This is a genomic window from Kitasatospora sp. NPDC085895 (genome assembly GCF_040702125.1).
GTDB classification, from domain to species: Bacteria; Actinomycetota; Actinomycetes; order Streptomycetales; family Streptomycetaceae; genus Kitasatospora; species Kitasatospora arboriphila.
Map to the genome: position 1 here is coordinate 1 of NZ_JBFBJY010000226.1, position 1501 is coordinate 1501.

Here is a 1501-nt window from a genome sequence, read left to right on the forward strand (position 1 = left end):
GGATAAGGTCAGCGCTGGACAGGATCCGCCTGTCGAGTTCAGTCCTCAGTTTTGGTTCGAGGTAGTTGAGCGTAAAGCGGGATATGCCCTGGTGCCGTTTCAGCGCGCCAGCGCGACCAACCTGCAGATCGTACGATTTAGTCAGGTTCCGCGTGACCATCGCCATGTAGTCGTCCGCCGTGTCACTCTCAGCAGCCTGCCGGATGATGCTCTGCCAGCGCTCCAGCTCCTCGCGAGACGTGTAGCCATTGCGAAGAAAGAACTTCACCGCCTCACGAACCGTTCTTGTAAATGTCCTCATAGCATCATCCCACCGCCCGGATCTTCAGCCTTCGGTGGCTCTGGCGGCGGATTATCTTTTAGCGAGTCGTAATCGAGGTTAAGCCGTTGAGGGAAGAGGTTCTCGTTAGCGTTGGCGTTTTCACACGCCCACTCGATCAGCGTTGCGCGGTTCTCGGGGTCAGCGGTGAGTTGCGGCAGTATCGATTCCAGCATACTGACGATGGCCTTAAAGCGCGTTTCGTCTACCTTCACCTTTTCGCTCTCCGGCTCCTTGAGGGAGGACGGCCAGCGGTATTCGAAGTTATTTATCCACATCGAGAAATACACGCTGTAGGTGTTTTTCAGTTCCGGGAAGTCGGCTCGCAGCGACTGGAAAAACTCTATGCTCCATGCCCGGTACTGGCATACACGAATAAAGAATGCATAAAGCTGATCAAGCCATTCACGGATGTTGTCGATGTACACAGCAACGGCGCGCGCATCTTCAGTGCCTTCCCCGAAGCCCTGGGCGAACGTCTCAGAGTTAAGAATGATCGCCGGCATATCAGCGGCGGCGGCCACGTTCTCCAGAATGTGCTTACGGGCAGAGTCGAGAGGTTTTTCCAGGTTGCTGAGGTCGATTGACTCGATATTATCTTTGTCACCGATTTGCAGAACTTCTCCCGTTTTCCCTCTTTTCAACATCATGCGCTTAATGCCGCTCAGCTTCTGCATCATGTTGTTGACGACGGAGCTTGGCCCCTGAATTTTTGTTACCAGCAACCCGCCCTTCACGGCCACCATGTCATCAGTGCGCATGGTCTGGATGAAGGATTTCAGCGGATAAAGCGCACGTTGGTAGACGCTACGCCCGGTGAATCCGAATGCCGCCGGGTTGTAAGCCAAATAGATCGGGTCTTCGTTTTGCACGACGACACAGCGCGATTTGTGATATAACTTTCCGGCAACCCGAATGCCATCGACTTTCTGAAAGTCCTGCGCATTCGGATCCTGATTCAACACGATGCTGCCCGCGGTGTTCAGCGGGTCGAGGATATTAAAGCTGACGTTGTGTTTATACAGCGTGCGGTAATCGAGCGATTCATTCGGTTCCTGGTTATCCACCAGCATTGCCACCGCCGACACACCGTAAATTCGGGCAATTCGCGCAGCGTTGGCAATGTGCTGATTAGCTCCCATAGCTTTCCATTCGCGCTCGAACGCATCGCGCAGGCGCTGC

2 protein-coding genes are annotated in these 1501 nt (G+C 54.2%); both read right to left on the bottom strand.

What is annotated here, in order from left to right:
* On the bottom strand, window positions 1-268 hold a 268-nt coding region (locus tag AB0442_RS42420; RefSeq protein ID WP_366168839.1), incomplete at its 3' end, for a hypothetical protein.
* Between the two features lie 29 nt (window positions 269-297).
* Window positions 298-1501 (bottom strand): phage portal protein (locus AB0442_RS42425; protein ID WP_366168840.1); only part of this gene is annotated, 1204 nt, incomplete at its 5' end.